Origin of the sequence: Paenibacillus dendritiformis (assembly GCF_945605565.1) — a bacterium.
Classification (GTDB): Bacteria; Bacillota; Bacilli; order Paenibacillales; family Paenibacillaceae; genus Paenibacillus_B; species Paenibacillus_B dendritiformis_A.
Genome location: NZ_OX216966.1, coordinates 702,501 through 717,534, shown reverse-complemented (window position 1 = coordinate 717,534; position 15,034 = coordinate 702,501). Strand labels below are relative to the sequence as shown.

15 protein-coding genes, 1 tRNA gene and 2 rRNA genes (1 of these 18 running past the window's edge) are annotated in these 15,034 nt (G+C 52.9%); 2 read left to right on the top strand and 16 right to left on the bottom strand.

From position 1 onward, the window contains the following. Positions 1-100 precede the first annotated feature (100 nt). A complete protein-coding gene (gene tadA / locus NNL35_RS03110; protein WP_006677242.1) occupies positions 101-571 on the top strand; it encodes a tRNA adenosine(34) deaminase TadA in 471 nt (156 codons plus the stop codon). A 122-nt stretch (positions 572-693) separates the two neighbouring features. Here tadA and NNL35_RS03105 read toward each other — a convergent pair whose 3' ends face one another. The 14 genes from NNL35_RS03105 to guaB form a co-directional block, all read right to left on the bottom strand. Then, on the bottom strand, positions 694-1,308 hold the full coding sequence (locus NNL35_RS03105) for an ABC-2 transporter permease (RefSeq protein WP_276540148.1): 615 nt from the start codon (positions 1,306-1,308) through the stop codon (positions 694-696). After that, positions 1,308-2,180, bottom strand: a complete 873-nt coding sequence (locus NNL35_RS03100) for an ABC transporter ATP-binding protein (protein ID WP_006677244.1) — start codon at positions 2,178-2,180, stop codon at positions 1,308-1,310. Before NNL35_RS03100 ends, NNL35_RS03105 begins: the two co-directional genes overlap by 1 nt. After that, positions 2,177-2,560, bottom strand: a complete 384-nt coding sequence (locus NNL35_RS03095) for a GntR family transcriptional regulator (RefSeq protein ID WP_006677245.1) — start codon at positions 2,558-2,560, stop codon at positions 2,177-2,179. The genes NNL35_RS03100 and NNL35_RS03095 overlap by 4 nt, the downstream gene beginning before the upstream one ends. Before the next feature lie 170 nt (positions 2,561-2,730). Further along, positions 2,731-3,786 (bottom strand): DUF6612 family protein, encoded by a 1,056-nt coding sequence (locus NNL35_RS03090; protein WP_006677246.1) that lies wholly within the window; start codon positions 3,784-3,786, stop codon positions 2,731-2,733. Positions 3,787-3,934: 148 nt separating this feature from the next. Beyond that, complete coding sequence (locus NNL35_RS03085) at positions 3,935-4,951, bottom strand: YitT family protein (protein WP_006677247.1); 1,017 nt, start codon at positions 4,949-4,951, stop codon at positions 3,935-3,937. Positions 4,952-5,131: 180 nt separating this feature from the next. Continuing rightward, complete coding sequence (locus NNL35_RS03080) at positions 5,132-5,284, bottom strand: small acid-soluble spore protein P (RefSeq protein ID WP_006677248.1); 153 nt, start codon at positions 5,282-5,284, stop codon at positions 5,132-5,134. A gap of 27 nt (positions 5,285-5,311) precedes the next feature. Beyond that, positions 5,312-5,476 (bottom strand): hypothetical protein, encoded by a 165-nt coding sequence (locus NNL35_RS03075; protein WP_167539905.1) that lies wholly within the window; start codon positions 5,474-5,476, stop codon positions 5,312-5,314. A gap of 2 nt (positions 5,477-5,478) precedes the next feature. Further along, complete coding sequence (locus tag NNL35_RS03070) at positions 5,479-5,850, bottom strand: hypothetical protein (RefSeq protein WP_006677250.1); 372 nt, start codon at positions 5,848-5,850, stop codon at positions 5,479-5,481. A gap of 147 nt (positions 5,851-5,997) precedes the next feature. After that, positions 5,998-6,086, bottom strand: a tRNA-Ser gene (locus NNL35_RS03065). 79 nt (positions 6,087-6,165) lie between these two features. After that, positions 6,166-7,443 carry a serine--tRNA ligase gene (gene serS, locus NNL35_RS03060; RefSeq protein ID WP_006677251.1) on the bottom strand — a complete coding sequence of 426 codons (1,278 nt, stop codon included), beginning with the start codon at positions 7,441-7,443 and terminating at the stop codon, positions 6,166-6,168. Between the two features lie 154 nt (positions 7,444-7,597). Next, entirely contained in the window at positions 7,598-8,191 is a 594-nt protein-coding gene (gene pdxT / locus NNL35_RS03055) for a pyridoxal 5'-phosphate synthase glutaminase subunit PdxT (RefSeq protein WP_006677252.1), read from the bottom strand. A gap of 17 nt (positions 8,192-8,208) precedes the next feature. Then, positions 8,209-9,093 (bottom strand): pyridoxal 5'-phosphate synthase lyase subunit PdxS, encoded by an 885-nt coding sequence (gene pdxS, locus NNL35_RS03050; RefSeq protein ID WP_202947081.1) that lies wholly within the window; start codon positions 9,091-9,093, stop codon positions 8,209-8,211. A gap of 173 nt (positions 9,094-9,266) precedes the next feature. Beyond that, complete coding sequence (locus tag NNL35_RS03045) at positions 9,267-10,676, bottom strand: D-alanyl-D-alanine carboxypeptidase family protein (protein ID WP_040731492.1); 1,410 nt, start codon at positions 10,674-10,676, stop codon at positions 9,267-9,269. 110 nt (positions 10,677-10,786) lie between these two features. Then, positions 10,787-12,250 (bottom strand): IMP dehydrogenase, encoded by a 1,464-nt coding sequence (guaB, locus tag NNL35_RS03040; RefSeq protein WP_006677255.1) that lies wholly within the window; start codon positions 12,248-12,250, stop codon positions 10,787-10,789. A gap of 606 nt (positions 12,251-12,856) precedes the next feature. On the opposite strand from guaB, the gene NNL35_RS03035 reads away from it, so the two are divergent. Continuing rightward, complete coding sequence (locus NNL35_RS03035; protein WP_254552920.1) at positions 12,857-13,051, top strand: hypothetical protein; 195 nt, start codon at positions 12,857-12,859, stop codon at positions 13,049-13,051. 379 nt (positions 13,052-13,430) lie between these two features. On the opposite strand, the gene rrf is transcribed toward NNL35_RS03035, so the two are convergent. Beyond that, positions 13,431-13,547: ribosomal RNA gene (rrf, locus tag NNL35_RS03030) — 5S ribosomal RNA — on the bottom strand. A 60-nt stretch (positions 13,548-13,607) separates the two neighbouring features. Continuing rightward, positions 13,608-15,034 (bottom strand): 23S ribosomal RNA (locus tag NNL35_RS03025); it runs 1,501 nt beyond the window's last position.

Sequence of the window (15,034 nt, the reverse complement as noted above, 5' to 3'; positions counted from 1 at the left end):
TATGTGGATAATTATGTGCGCAAATTTGTTTATCCACAGACTTATACACAGTGTGTTAACAATCCGAATGTCTGTTCGAGGAATAACGGGGGAATCAACAATGGAAGACATGATGGTACATGAACAATGGATGCGTGCAGCCATGGAGGAAGCGAAGAAGGCAGAGGCTATCGGCGAGGTGCCAATCGGTGCCGTCGTCGTTCGGGACGGGCAGATTATCGGCCGCGGCCACAATCTGCGCGAGACGACGCTCGATTCAACCGCTCATGCGGAGATGATCGCCATCCGGGAAGCAAGCAGCGCTCTCGGAGCGTGGCGACTGCTGGATTGTACCTTATACGTCACGCTGGAGCCGTGTCCGATGTGCGCGGGGGCGCTCGTTCAATCCCGCTTGCCGCGTGTCGTCTACGGGACGGCCGATCCGAAGGCCGGCTGTGCCGGAACGCTCATGAACCTGCTGCAGGAGCCCCGCTTCAATCATCGGGTGGACATTATCGAAGGCGTGCTGCAGGAGGAGTGCGCTGCGATGCTGACCGATTTCTTCCGCCGTCTGCGGAAGAAGAAATCGTAGCTTCCGCCTCTGTTGGCGAGGCCCGGAGGAATCTGCCAAAACTGCGAATATCACGGGCGGCCTGGCGCCTTATAGCCCGGTTACTTGCCGGCCAAGGAGCCAGGCCAGGCCTCCTCCTTCGGCTACAAATCCTTCTTCGCGAACCAGAACGCTGAAACAGCATAGGAAATGCCATACAAGAGGAAAGCTATCCCCACGCTCAGCGCGGAAATCACGCCCAATGACATCCCATCTCCCATGCTCAAGTCTTTCGCAAGCTGACTCAAAATACCGGAAGAACCAAACAGAACAAGCATCATAAGAACCATGGCTACCATGCTCTCCTTGTCGCCCAGCAGCAGATAGACCGGAATGTTGACGCTCAAGAGGATGATAATCAACGCGAGTGTCCAAGCGATACTGGCCGGCTGAAGATCATACAGACCGCCCAGAAGCTTCACTCCTGCGGTTAGGACAATTCCGATCACAAGACCCGCCGCTGCATACAGCAAGCCGGTAACATATTTGGCTTTAACCATCTCGGTTCGATTGACTGGCAAGCTGTAAATAAAGCGGAATCCCTCATTCCTTTTGTCAACGGACAGATTATTAATAAAAGTCATGACCGTTCCCAGCATCCCGGCGAACAACAGATTGTGAACCAGCGAATAGGTAGAAATGGAAAAAATAGCAATGAAAATCAGCAAAAAAGGCAAGGATCGGATGGTAAGAATCAGTTCCTTCCGAATAAGCAGCATCATGAGAATATCCCTCCTGTCTGAGTGCGCGTCGAATAGAACATAATGTCCTCCAGCGTAGGCCGTTCAAAAGCCGCTTCTTTGCCGAAGGCTTCCATTGCCTCCGCCCGATCCCGCACGAGGCCCTCGAACCCGACCCCAGTCTCCCGAATGCCAATGAACATCCGGCGGACATCGGCGTCCAATAGCTGCGAATCACCCTTCACGATCGCGTACGCATCGAACAGTTCGTCCTTCTCCCGATGGAACAGAACCTGCCCCTCATGCAGAAAAAGCACATAGTCTGCCGCCCGATCGAGATCTGTCGTCACATGGGTCGAGTACAGAATCGTCCGGTCCCCCTGCTCCATCCACTCCAGCAGCATCTCAAGCAGCTCCCTTCGAAATACCGGATCAAGACCCGCCGTCGGCTCATCCATCAGCAGAAGCCGCGGATGATGGGACAAAGCCATCACGATAGAAAATTTCATCTTCATCCCTTTGGAGGCTTGGCCTATCTTTTGCTTCCCGGACAGGCCGAAACGCTCCATCAGCCGGTTATACAGCGCCTCATCCCAGTTGGGATAGAACGGTGCCATGATGCGCTTCATCTCTTCCATGCGGAGCTGTTGATAGAAATGGCTCTCATCTGAAATAAAGCCGACCTGTCGCTTGATGTCCCGCTCCTGATCCGGCATCGCCATCCCAAGCAGCTTCACAGTGCCTTGCTGGGGCTTGACGATATGAAGGAGCATGCGAAGCAGCGTCGACTTGCCGGCTCCATTGGGCCCGATAAGCCCGGTTATATACCCCTGCTCCACCGTGAAGCTGATATCGTCCATGCGTCGGGTCGGATACTGCTTCGTTATCCCTTGGACTTCAATTGCCTTCATTCCTCTTCCTCCTCATACAGCAAGCGGATATGTTCCATCAGGTCGGCACAGGATACGTTCAGCGCCTTGGCCTCCTTCACGGCCTCCTCCAGCCTCAACTCCATCTGATGAAGCCGCTGCTCCCGCACCAGCTCCGGATTCTCGCCGGATACGAACGATCCCCGCCCAACCATGCTATCGATGAATCCTTCCCGTTCCAACTCCTCGTATGCGCGCTTCGTCGTAATGGCGCTAATCTGCAGATCCTTCGCCAGTTGACGTATCGACGGCAGCGGGAATCCCGGCGGCAGGTCGCCATTGAATATCCCCGTACGAATCTGCCTCGCAATCTGCGCATAAATCGGTTCGTCCGTAGTTGATACGATGCGAATATGAATCATTGGGCCTCCACTCACCTTATATATTGTATATAGACATTATATACATTTGTCATGAAGAAAGTCAACGTCATCTGCTGGTTGATAGCCAGGACGATCAAATTAAACGGCGTACCTCTATAACAAAAAACCGGCTCTCGTACATGAGAGCCGGTTCTCTTCTCGCTATGTTATTAATATCCAGCAAACATTTCCTCTAATTGGTCCATCGTAATGGCATCCGCTGGCTTGCCGATTTTGAATTCAACCGGCTTGTTGATGTTCGTATATTGGTTCGTCATCTTCGCGGCGATTTTCACTTTATCGCCATCTTCTGTGAACTCAAGGTTCGCTACAGCACGTTGATACGTCGGGAATTGATCTTTGTTGATGGCTGTCAACAGGCTGAATTCATTGATTTTCATCGTTTCTTTAATCTCTGCGATACCCTTCTTCAATTCGTTCTCATCCGTAGCGATTTCCTTCTTCGCTTCTTCGATGTCGGCATTCTCCAGCTCGAACAGCTTGAGATACTCATCCTTGTTCAGCGCGTCAAGTGCGGCAGGAAGCGCGTCCTTCACCAAGGTCGTCACGAATTGATCGAAGTTGTCATTGGTTACGTTGAATTTCACGACTTGATTCACATCTACGCCTTCCGGCAGAGCTGCGTCCTTTTTGTCGACATTAACGAAGAACGACTTCTCGTCGAACTTGCCAAGCACGGCCTTCACCAGATCGTTGGATGCATTTTGCATCGTCTTCATGTCTGCTGCCGTAGGCATTGGTTCGCCGGATTCTTCTGCCAGCTGCTTCAGGTCGAACTCGATGAACTTGCCAACGATTTCGGTCGGCATTGGAAGCATCGGAATGTTCGGCACTTTAATCCACATTTTATCTTCCGTCATCACCATTGGAAGCGTGAACGTCATTGCCATATCGCCCTGGAGCTTCACTTCCAGGTTCGCTTCAAGCTGCAATGGCTCCTGCTGTACGGCGCCGGAGATTTTCAGCTCCGCGTTCTTCAGCATGCTCATGACCATCTGCGCGTTCGGATCAGTCGCGCTCGCTGCATTAATTTGCAAATCATCGATAACAATAGATGTTTCGAATCCGTATGATTTCAATTCAAGCGCCTTTTCAAATGCGCCTTCAACCGCCGCTCTTGGAGCAGCCGCTTTGGCCCCGCACCCCGTGATGATGAGAGCGAAGACGAAGAAGATCGCCAGCGCGCCCTTGTACCATCTTTTCATGTTACGTTCAGCTCCCTGTCCCATTTTGTCGTATCTGGATAACCCAATCCATATTACCCTATACGAATGATTTTGAAAAGAGTTCCAAAGATTTAAATATCGTGACTTGCAGCATAGACATGCGAAAAATGTCCTACTCCCTCGCTGCCTAGTGAATATCTTTCTTTTTGAAGCGTCCGCCCTTCACGTCATGGATATTGCCGATCGCCAGGAACGCTTGCGGATCCTGCTCTTCGACGATGGATTTCAGCTTCGCTTCCTCCAGCCGGGTAATGACCGTGAAAATAATCTTCTTCTCGTCGCCGGAGAAGCCGCCTTCCCCGTTCATATACGTCACCCCGCGGCCCAGCCGGCTCAGGAGCGCATCACCGATGGCCTTATAATTCTCGCTAATAATCCATACCGCTTTGGAATCGTTCAAGCCTTCTACGGTAATATCAATCATTTTGAACGCAATGTAATAGGCAATCAGCGAATACATCGCCCGATCCCAGCCGAATACGAAGCCTGCGCTCGATAGAATGAACAGGTTGAAAAACATGACGATTTCGCCGACAGAAAAAGGCGTCTTTTTATTCAGCAAAATGGCCACGATTTCCGTACCGTCCAACGAGCCGCCGAAGCGGATCACCAAGCCTACGCCAATCCCTAAAATGATGCCGCCGAATACCGCTGCCAGAAACGTATTCTCCGTGAACGGCTGCACAGGATGCAGCAAAGCGGTGCTGAACGACATGACAGCGACGCCAAGCAAGGTCGATAACGCAAACGTTTTGCCGATCTGCTTGTATCCGATGATCAGAAACGGAAGATTGAGAAGAAAGAGAAACACACCAAGGGGCACGGATGTGACATGGGACAAAATAATGGATATCCCGGTCACCCCTCCATCGGTAATCTGGTTGGGTACGAGGAATAATTCCAACCCAACGCCCATCATGATCGAGCCGAGCGCAATGAATATAATCTGGCGCAGCATCTTGGCAAAGCCCATCTTCGTATGCTGGTAAGACGGCTGCAGCGCCGCAACGGCTGCCGCAGGGTCTATTCCCGGAATGGACGCTGCCAACATGGCGTTGTTATTATGTTCTGCGCCGGCTTGCTCATCGCAAGTGCGCTGCGATTGCTCTGCAAATCCGGATCGTTCCTTCGGGGAGTCTGTCATCGCATTCACCTCTCTATTATGTCGTACCTATTATTATATCGGAATAGAGCATGGTTAGGTTGGGGTTGGTAAAAATTTTTCAATCTCTTTGTTCTTGGATCAAAAAAACGGCCTCCTCCCGAGGGGGGAAGAAAGCCGTGAAATCACTTACGTATGAAGGCTTGCGATGCGATGATTAGGTCAGCCTTCCGGGTTATTATGGCTTACATGATTGGCGGTCTTGACCTTCTTCGAGCCCGACAGCGGCTCTTGAATTCCTTTTCGGCCTTCCGCCTCATGATGACGGACCGGCTGCTCCGCGGCGGGAACAGGTACAGACTTCGGCTTGCTCATTGAACACCACGTTCCTTTCCACAGAATTTACAAATGCTCCAGATCGGTAGGCTTGTCATGATTCAACGCATCCTGATGCCTCCGGTCGTTGCGATCCTGCTGGATCTGCTGCGCATGATGCGAATTAACCGGGGCATTCTCGAGATCTTCAATCACGTTGCGCAAATTTTTATCCTTATTTCGTGTCTCCATCATTACCCTCCGTTCACCGTCGTATCGCCATGATGGGTCAGATCATGAAGATGCTGGGCGCATTCATGAATATGTCTCATGTAATCCTGCGCCATCTCCTGCACCGGTTGCGTCCGTTCGTCAATATGCACGCCGTCGCGCTCGACATCGATTAGCTTCAGATCAACCTCCCTTGAGTCGACATAGCTGCAGTGGAAATCGAATGTATAACTCTGACGCCCATCGGTGTCGATGTGAATGAGAAATGCGTGCGGATTCGCGGCATCCGGGAGAACGGTCGCTTTATTGCCCGGCTCTAATTTGTTCGTCAACGTTTGCTGCCATGCAGCCACAAGCTGATGCTGATCCACTTGTACGATATCATTGTCGTTCATGACCACACCTCCACTATTCCTTTACAGTGTGTGGCGCGGACCCCGATTTTATACTATGGCGGAGTTGTCCCGAATTCGTCGATTGCCGCGGTATATGCAAAAAAACCTTTGCCGGTACCGGCAAAGGCTTCGTTATCGTCGCTATAATGGCGGAGAGGGTGGGATTCGAACCCACGTGGGCTTGCACCCTAACGGTTTTCAAGACCGCCCCGTTATGACCGCTTCGGTACCTCTCCATTGGTTGACTGCCCGATTCAAGTCGGACAGTCTATATTTTAGCATGTTTGAATTTATCACGCAACTGTATATATTTGGTTATGGAGTCAGACGCTCCAATCCTCCCATATACGGACGCAGCGCATCCGGAATGACGACACTGCCGTCTGCCTGCTGATAATTTTCCAATATCGCGGCGACCGTACGGCCGATCGCGAGCCCCGAACCGTTCAGCGTATGAACGAACTCCGGCTTCGACTTCGCATCGCGGCGGAAGCGGATGTTCGCCCGCCGTGCCTGGAAATCTTCGAAGTTCGAGCAGGAGGAGATTTCACGGTAGGTGCCGCTGCTCGGCAGCCAGACTTCCAGATCGTACGTCTTCGCCGAGCTGAAGCCCAGGTCGCCCGTGCACAGCGCCATGACGCGATAAGGCAGCTTAAGCTGCTGCAAAATGCTCTCGGCATGACGGGTGAGCGATTCCAGCTCTTCATACGAGTCTTCCGGCTTCACGAGCTTCACCATTTCGACCTTATTGAACTGATGCTGACGGATAAGCCCGCGCGTATCGCGTCCTGCCGCTCCGGCTTCAGAGCGGAAGCAAGCGCTGTAGGCAGTATAGTACCGCGGCAGATCCTCCACGTTCAGAATCTCGTCCCGATGCAGATTCGTGACGGGCACTTCCGCCGTCGGGATCAGGAAATAGTCCGTCCCTTCCAGCTTGAACAGATCCTCTTCGAACTTCGGAAGCTGTCCCGTTCCGATGAGGCTGTCCCGATTGACGATGAGCGGCGGCAAAATCTCTTCATACCCATTCTGCATCGTATGTACATCCAGCATGAAGCTGATGAGCGCCCGCTCCAGACGCGCGCCGGCCTTCTTATAGAAGACGAAGCGCGAACCCGTTACCTTGGCGGCGGCTTCAAAATCAAGAATACCCAAGTCTTGAGCCACATCCCAATGCGCCTTCGGCTCGAAGGAGAAGGACGTCGCCTCGCTCCAGCGGCGAATCTCCACATTCTCCTCTTCCTTCAGGCCGACAGGAACGCTCTCATGCGGCACGTTCGGGATAGCCAGCGTCATCTCGACGATCTGGGCGTCGATGTTCCGGATTTCCTCATCCAATTCCTTGATGCGGTCCCCGACCTCGCGCATTTCGGTAATGAGATCATCGGCGGATTCGCCCGCTTTTTTCTTCTTCGCCACCTCTTGAGAGACGACATTGCGGCGGTTCTTAAGTTGCTCCGTCTCCTGCAGCATCTCTCTGCGGCGGGCATCCAGCTCAGGGAACTCCCCGATCATCTCTTTCGCTTTGCCTCGCTGCTCCAGCGCTTGCTCTACCCGCGCAAACTCATTTCGCAATACTTTGGTATCTAACAATTCCGATTCCTCCTACGCATGCAGAAAGGGCGCTTGCCCCTTCCTCGAAGCAAGGAGCACCGATTCTGCCTCTATGACTGATTCATTAAAAACACCTTAACCTGTCCCTTGAAGGAATCGCAAGTCAAGGTGTTTTTTTCATTGCGTTCTATCTTTATCCTGCTGCAATTCCGCTCTGTTTAACCATATCGGCAAAATACCGATGAAGATTAACATCATCCGTCAGCTCCGGATGGAAAGAGCAGGCCAGCAAATGGCCTTGTCTGGCGATGACAATCTCCTCGTTGACTTTGCACAGCACGTCCACGCCGGGGCCGGCTTCCGTAATAAGGGGAGCGCGGATAAATACGGCCCGTACGGGCTCATCCACCCCGCTAACGTCCAGGTCGGTCTCGAAGCTCTCGCGCTGCCGTCCGAACGCATTGCGGCGCACCGTGATGTCCATCAGCGCCAGATGCGGCTCTTCAGCCCCGCCCTGGCCGATGATGCGCTTCGCGAGCACGATGAGTCCGGCGCATGTGCCGAAGAGCGGCTTCCCTTGAGCGGCAAAAGCCCCGATTGCTTCCAGAAAGCCGTATTTGCGCATCAGCTTCCCGATCGTCGTGCTCTCTCCGCCGGGAATAATCAACCCGTCCACTTCATGCAGCTGTTCGGGATGCTTGATGGCTAACGCGGTGACTCCGATGGCTTCCAGGCTTCGCATATGCTCCCTGACGGCCCCTTGCAGGGCCAACACCCCGATATTCATACTTGTTCCCTTCCTTCTTACCAGCCGCGATCCTGCATGCGCTCGGAAGGCGCCAGCTTGGAGATCTCAATCCCCTTCATCGGCGTGCCCAGGTTCTTGGATACTTCCGCGATCAGCGCGAAGTCTTCGAAGTGGGTTGTCGCTTCCACGATAGCGCGCGCGAATTTCTCCGGGCTGTCGGATTTGAAAATGCCGGAGCCTACGAATACGCCGTCTGCGCCCAAATGCATCATCAGAGCCGCGTCAGCCGGCGTAGCGACGCCGCCCGCAGCGAAGTTCACGACCGGCAGCTTGCCGTTCTCATGCACCTCAAGCAGGAGCTCGTAGGACACGCCCAGATTTTTCGCTTCCGCATACAACTCGTCCTTCGACAAATTTTGAACTTTGCGAATCTGGCTGTTAATAAAGCGCATATGACGCACGGCTTCTACGATGTTCCCCGTTCCTGGTTCACCCTTCGTGCGAATCATGGCCGCCCCTTCGCCGATGCGGCGCAGCGCTTCGCCCAGATCCTTCGCTCCGCAGACGAAAGGCACCGTGAACGCTTGCTTGTCAATGTGATACACTTCATCCGCTGGAGTCAATACCTCGGATTCGTCAATATAGTCAACGCCAAGCGATTCCAACACTTTGGCTTCTACGTAATGGCCAATGCGGGCCTTCGCCATAACAGGGATGGAGACAACCTTCATGACTTCCTCTACAATCGTAGGATCCGCCATCCGTGCGACGCCGCCTGCGGCGCGGATGTCCGATGGAACGCGCTCCAGCGCCATGACTGCCGTAGCGCCGGCCGCTTCCGCAATCTTCGCTTGCTCGGCGTTCATGACGTCCATAATAACGCCGCCTTTTTGCATTTCTGCCATACCACGTTTAACACGAGCTGTACCTGTTTCCATTATGCCTGCCTCCCGCCATTTACTATCGTAATGATGCCCGGAGGATTCTTCAGCATCCCGTGCTGCAGCCTATCGGGCGAACCGTAATGGTCTATCCCCCTATTGTACATGATAGAACAGGGAATACACAACCGATTTTGTCGGAATTGCCTGGCCGGAACGGCCAAAACCGTTCTTTAGAACAAATTTTTGATGGATTGGAACAAATCAACGAAAAATTCCCCGATAGCTCGGAAAAATAAGCGCCACCAGCTGCCTTTTTCCACCTCTTCGGAAGCAATCAGATTTACGGTCTTCTTCTGTTCCAAGCCGTTATCTTTGTACGTAAACGTAATCGTCCCGATCTTCTGCCCATTCTTAATTGGGGCAATCAACTCGTTGGCCGGAGTGAGCTTCACTTCATGCGTAATTTTGCCTTCCGTGCTGGCGCCCTTAGGTACAACGAAATTTACTCCGGTCTCAGGCACAACAGGCACCTCGGTTGAGACGCCCTTCTTAATCGGAGCCGCTGCGACTCCGTCCACCGCCTGCTTCGGAGCCACGACGGTCTGGACATCATAGTTGTTAAACCCGTGGTCGAGCAGCTTGGCGGTTTCTACGAACCGCTTTCCTTTATCGTTAATATCCGTGCCCATGACGACCGAGATAAGACGCATGCCGTCCCGTTCCGCCGTGCCGGCGAAGCAATTGCCCGCTTCGTTCGTGAACCCCGTCTTCATCCCGTCCAGGCCCGGATATGCATACCGCTTGAAGTTCGGAATATTTTTGTTCGCTTCCAGCATCCAGTTCAGATTTTGAATCGGCGTCTCGTCACGCTCACGGAACTTGTATTCCTGGATCGTCGTGAAGTCCCGGAATTCCGGATGCTTGATGACAATCGCACGAACGAGCTTCGCCACGTCCATGGCAGACATGACGGTCTCATCCGTGCCTTCCGGACGGAACTTCTCCGGCATATCCTCCCGGCCTAATCCGGTCGAATTAATGAAGTGTGCCGTCGTCATGCCCAGCTTCTTCGCGGTCTCGTTCATCAGGTTGACGAACTCCTTCTCGGTTCCCGCAATGCGCTCCGCAAGCGCTACCGTCGCATCGTTCGCCGATCCGATCGCCATCGCGATATAGAGATCCCGAACCGTATGCTTGTCCCCTTGCGCGAGGAAGATGCGCGAGCCCCGCGTCAGAGAAGCATGCTCGGACGTCGTGACCTCTTCGTCCCATGACAATTCCCCATTCTTCACCTTATCCATGACGATGTACTCCGTCATCATCTTGGTCATGCTGGCCGGAGGCTTAGGGGTATTCGAATCAATATTTACAAGCACTTGTCCTGTGCTAGCTTCCATCAGAATAGCCGATGTTACTTCCAATTTGAGCGACTCCTTGGTCGCCTTCACCGCAGACGCCGACCCGCCCTTATTCGCTGCGGCTTCCCCTTTCTCTGCCGTCTGTGCAGCAGCTTCGGCAGCAACCATGCCAGCCGAAGGAAGCAGCGTGAATGTAAGTATCTGGCAAGCTGTTGCAAAAGCGACGATGCGCTTCCACTTACCTTTTCTTGTCGCGTCTTGTTGTTTTACCACTATCGTCATCTCCTCTCCCAGTGAATCCATATGTTATTCTATCACAGCGGGACAGACAAAAAAAAGGCAAGGGTGCCGCACCCTGCCTTCTTTTGTCGATAAAACGGGATATTAATATTTTACAAGGAATAATTTGGCGCTTCCTTCGTAATTTGCACGTCATGCGGATGGCTTTCACGAAGGCCGGCACCTGATATTTTGACAAAATGCGTATCGTTCTGCAGCTCTGTCAGATTATGCGTGCCGCAATACCCCATGCCTGCCTTCAATCCGCCCATCAATTGATGAATCGTATCAGCCAGCGGACCTTTGTATGCGACGCGGCCTTCGATGCCTTCCGGCACGAGCTTCTTCTCGTTGCTGCTGTCTTGGAAATAACGGTCCTTGCTGCCTCGCTTCATCGCGCCCAAGGAGCCCATGCCACGGTATACCTTGAAGCGGCGGCCCTGGTAAATCTCCGATTCGCCTGGGCTCTCTTCCGTACCGGCCAGGAGGCTTCCCAACATGACGGCCGATGCCCCTGCCGCGATCGCCTTCGTAATGTCGCCGGAGTACTTGATGCCGCCATCGGCGATGACCGGGATGCCATACTCGCGTGCGACCGTGGCACAGTCATACACCGCCGTAATCTGCGGAACGCCGATACCGGCGATAACCCGGGTCGTACAGATGGAGCCCGGCCCGATGCCGACCTTGACCACCGAAGCGCCTGCTTCGATCAGGTCGCGCGTCGCTTCGCCCGTTGCCACGTTGCCCGCGACAATTGTCAGCTCCGGATACAGCTCTCGCAGCTTCCGCACCGCTTCAATAATATTGATGTGATGGCCATGCGCCGAGTCGACGACGATGACGTCTACGCCAGCTTGCACGAGCGCTGCCGCCCGATCGAAGCTATCCTGGGAGATGCCGATTGCGGCGCCGCAGAGCAGGCGTCCCTGCTCATCCTTGGCGGCTTGCGGGTATTGGATTGCTTTCTCGATATCTTTTATCGTAATGAGGCCTTTCAGCGTGTTCGTCTCGTCCACCAGAGGCAGCTTCTCGATCTTGTGCTGCTGAAGAATGACTTCTGCTTCTTGAAGGGTTGTGCCGACGGGTGCGGTCACCAGATTCTCATGAGTCATGACTTCTTTGATTTTAATATTGTAGTCATGGACGAAGCGCAGGTCACGGTTCGTCAAAATCCCGACCAGCTTATGCTGCTCGTCCACAATCGGAACGCCGCTGATCCGGTATTTGGCCATCAGTTGATCCGCTTCTTCTACCGTATGCTCGGGAGACAGCGAGAACGGATTCGTGATAACCCCACTCTCGGAGCGCTTCACGCGGTCAACCTCTTCGGCTTGGCGTTCGATCGACATGTTTTTGTGAATGATGCCAATTCCGCCTTCCCGCGCAATCGCGATCGCCAGCGGCGCTTCCGTAACGGTATCCATCCCTGCACTAATCATCGGAATGTTCAACTTTACTTTGCTGCTCAACTGCGTAGATACATCTGTTTCCCGTGGCAATACATTCGATTTGCGAGGCACCAATAGCACATCGTCAAACGTTAACCCTTCTTTTGCAAACTTAGACTCCCACACCAGTAAGTTCCTCCCTTAATGTAAAGTTGCACTCAGCGGACAAACCCTTGTAATGACGGGCTTGTCCGCTGATTGAAATACTCTCTCTCAATATATTAATTGCAATCTTAGCAAAGCGCCTTACCCCTGTCAAGGATAGGTTGCAGGAATATGCACATTGTTTTCAATTAATTTCAGTAATTTTACAGACAAATGAATGTCCACTCCACAAATACATTCGACAAAAGGACAAGCCTGACCGATGAAGCGCTCGATCGGGTAACCTGTCACATAAGGTGACCCTTCCCAGCCGATTCTATGCGCAGGAACGCATTTAGATGTGGCTGGATTGATTTTTTCAATAAGACACGCCGCTCGGTCCCGTCGCATTCAGCGACGTTTTTCGGGCTTTAGCCGCATGTGAATTTACACCGGCCTCAATCTCGTTTCCATCTTGACACGGATTTGATTGGCTTGTCCAAAAAAATTCCTGCAATACTACAGTATTGGGATACGCGCTCATTACCCCGTTATGCACTACCCCGTTTTGGAATCCTGCAAAACTGAAGTATTTGGATACACGCTCATTCCCCCGTTATACACTACCCATAGTGGAATCCTGCAAAAGTGAAGCAATTAGAAATGCACGACATCACCAAAGAAAATCCTGTAAAAGTACAGCAATTAGAAATGCACGGCTTCACCAAAGAAAATCCTGTAAAAGTACAGCAATTCGACATGCACGGCTTCACCAAAAAAGGAATCCTGCAAAACTGCAGCAATTTCCCCCGTTTCGCTTGGCTTGGGTGCAAAAGAGAGTAAAATGATGTAGATTTGCAGGAATTTCTCTGCATGTTGGCTTTTAGGGCTGAAATTCCTGTAAAAACGCAGCAATTCCCTCCACACGCGCAGCCCCAGGAGGCAATGACGCCTCCAGAATGCGATGATGCTCTCTGATGATGCTCCAGGAAAAGATAACGCCTCTCCAATGACGCATCAGAATGCAACGATACCTCTAGGATACGATAACGCCTCAGGATGCGATGATCCCTCAGGATGTGATGATCCCTCAGGGTGCGAAGATGCCTCAGGATGCGATGTCATGTCAGTCTGGTTCGCCGTCCGTCCGGTTCGCCGCATTCCCTGTATTCCTTCGCAGATATAGAAAAAAACCACCGACAGAAGTCAGTGGTCTTTGTCTGCTTGGCAGCGTCCTACTCTCCCAGGACCCTGCGGTCCAAGTACCATCGGCGCTGGAGGGCTTAACGGTCGTGTTCGGGATGGGTACGCGTGGAACCCCTCCGCTATCGCCACCAAACAGATAAGGTATTGTACCTTAAAAACTGAATGCGAAAGCAAATCATCAAATCATCTTCGTTAGGATAAGCCCTCGACCGATTAGTATTGGTCAGCTCCATGCATTGCTGCACTTCCACCTCCAACCTATCTACCTCGTCGTCTTCAAGGGGTCTTACCAATGTGGGAAATCTCATCTTGAGGGGGGCTTCACGCTTAGATGCTTTCAGCGCTTATCCCTTCCGTACTTGGCTACCCAGCTATGCCTCTGGCGAGACAACTGGTACACCAGCGGTACGTCCATCCCGGTCCTCTCGTACTAAGGACAGCTCCTCTCAAATTTCCTACGCCCGCGACAGATAGGGACCGAACTGTCTCACGACGTTCTGAACCCAGCTCGCGTACCGCTTTAATGGGCGAACAGCCCAACCCTTGGGACCTACTTCAGCCCCAGGATGCGATGAGCCGACATCGAGGTGCCAAACCTCCCCGTCGATGTGGACTCTTGGGGGAGATAAGCCTGTTATCCCCAGGGTAGCTTTTATCCGTTGAGCGATGGCCCTTCCATGCGGTACCACCGGATCACTAAGCCCGACTTTCGTCCCTGCTCGACTTGTAGGTCTCGCAGTCAAGCTCCCTTCTGCCTTTGCACTCTTCGAATGATTTCCAACCATTCTGAGGGAACCTTGGGGCGCCTCCGTTACTCTTTAGGAGGCGACCGCCCCAGTCAAACTGCCCGCCTGACACTGTCCCCGAACCGGTTCCACGGTCCCAGGTTAGAACTCCGATACGATCAGGGTGGTATCCCAACGGCGCCTCCACCGAAGCTGGCGCTCCGGCTTCCCAGGCTCCCACCTATCCTGTACAGACCGTACCAAAGTCCAATATCAAGCTGCAGTAAAGCTCCATGGGGTCTTTCCGTCTTGTCGCGGGTAACCTGCATCTTCACAGGTATTAAAATTTCACCGGATCTCTCGTTGAGACAGCGCCCAAGTCGTTACGCCATTCGTGCGGGTCAGAATTTACCTGACAAGGAATTTCGCTACCTTAGGACCGTTATAGTTACGGCCGCCGTTTACTGGGGCTTCGGTTCATAGCTTCGCCTTACGGCTAACCACTCCCCTTAACCTTCCAGCACCGGGCAGGCGTCAGCCCGTATACTTCGCCTTACGGCTTCGCACAGACCTGTGTTTTTGCTAAACAGTCGCTCGGGCCTATTCACTGCGGCCCCCTCGGGCTATAAACCCTACCGGGGCACCCCTTCTCCCAAAGTTACGGGGTCATTTTGCCGAGTTCCTTAACGAGAGTTCTTCCGCGCGCCTTAGAATTCTCTTCTCGCCTACCTGTGTCGGTTTGCGGTACGGGCACCTTTACCTGGCTAGAGGCTTTTCTTGGCAGCATGAAATCAAGACCTTCGGTACTGTAATTTTCCCTCCCCGTCACAGCCCAGCCTTACGGTCAGCGGATTTGCCTACTGACCAGCCTCACTGCTTGGACGAGCATCCATCA

Coding starts and splice junctions, on each gene's coding strand:
- NNL35_RS03085 (WP_006677247.1), bottom strand. CDS start 4,951: ATGACAGACTCCCCGAAGGAACGATCCGGATTTGCAGAGCAATCGCAG.
- NNL35_RS03105 (WP_276540148.1), bottom strand. CDS start 1,308: ATGCTGCTTATTCGGAAGGAACTGATTCTTACCATCCGATCCTTGCCT.
- NNL35_RS03095 (WP_006677245.1), bottom strand. CDS start 2,560: ATGATTCATATTCGCATCGTATCAACTACGGACGAACCGATTTATGCG.
- pdxT (WP_006677252.1), bottom strand. CDS start 8,191: ATGAATATCGGGGTGTTGGCCCTGCAAGGGGCCGTCAGGGAGCATATG.
- NNL35_RS03075 (WP_167539905.1), bottom strand. CDS start 5,476: ATGGAGACACGAAATAAGGATAAAAATTTGCGCAACGTGATTGAAGAT.
- NNL35_RS03080 (WP_006677248.1), bottom strand. CDS start 5,284: ATGAGCAAGCCGAAGTCTGTACCTGTTCCCGCCGCGGAGCAGCCGGTC.
- NNL35_RS03090 (WP_006677246.1), bottom strand. CDS start 3,786: ATGAAAAGATGGTACAAGGGCGCGCTGGCGATCTTCTTCGTCTTCGCT.
- tadA (WP_006677242.1), top strand. CDS start 101: ATGGAAGACATGATGGTACATGAACAATGGATGCGTGCAGCCATGGAG.
- NNL35_RS03045 (WP_040731492.1), bottom strand. CDS start 10,676: ATGACGATAGTGGTAAAACAACAAGACGCGACAAGAAAAGGTAAGTGG.
- NNL35_RS03100 (WP_006677244.1), bottom strand. CDS start 2,180: ATGAAGGCAATTGAAGTCCAAGGGATAACGAAGCAGTATCCGACCCGA.
- NNL35_RS03070 (WP_006677250.1), bottom strand. CDS start 5,850: ATGAACGACAATGATATCGTACAAGTGGATCAGCATCAGCTTGTGGCT.